Annotated in this window: 1 protein-coding gene; it reads right to left on the bottom strand. The window is 74.9% G+C overall.

The genetic code is table 11. The features are described from left to right. The coding region (locus AOK09_RS36665; protein WP_407675465.1) for a 3-oxoacyl-ACP synthase III family protein at positions 1–474 on the bottom strand (474 nt) is incomplete at both ends.

The raw sequence follows: 474 nt of genomic DNA, 5'->3' as shown, positions 1-474 counted from the left end.
CGAGCACCTCCTGCACGGCGCGCGGCAGCTGCTCGGTGACGTACTCCCGGACGCGGCGGCCCTCCATCCGGAAGAAGTGCATCTCCTCGTAGACGGTCTTCTCCGACGCGGGCAGCCGGCTGCCGCCCGCCTCCACCCGGATGTCCCCGTGCCGGCCGCCGTCCGTTGCGGCACCGCCGCCCACCAGGCCGCGGTCGGAGGGGACCGGCCCCAGCACCACCGCCCCCGCCCCGTCGCCGAACAGCGGCGCGGTGCGGCGGTCCTGCGGATCGATGATCCGCGAGTAGGTGTCGGCGCCGATCACCAGGCCGTAGCCGGGTGCGATCCCGGTCTCCGTCCCGGCCAGCAGCTGGGCGCCGGTCAGCAGGGCGAAGACGAAGCCGGCGCAGACGGCGTTGATGTCGTAGGCAGCCGCGTTGACCGCGCCGATGCGGTCCTGCACCAGGCAGGCGGTGGCGGGTTGCGGCCGGTCGG

The sequence above is a fragment of the Peterkaempfera griseoplana genome (genome assembly GCF_001418575.1).
Taxonomy (GTDB): Bacteria; Actinomycetota; Actinomycetes; order Streptomycetales; family Streptomycetaceae; genus Peterkaempfera; species Peterkaempfera griseoplana.
Note: the sequence above shows the minus strand (reverse complement) of the source record. Positions and strands in the feature narration are given on the sequence as shown.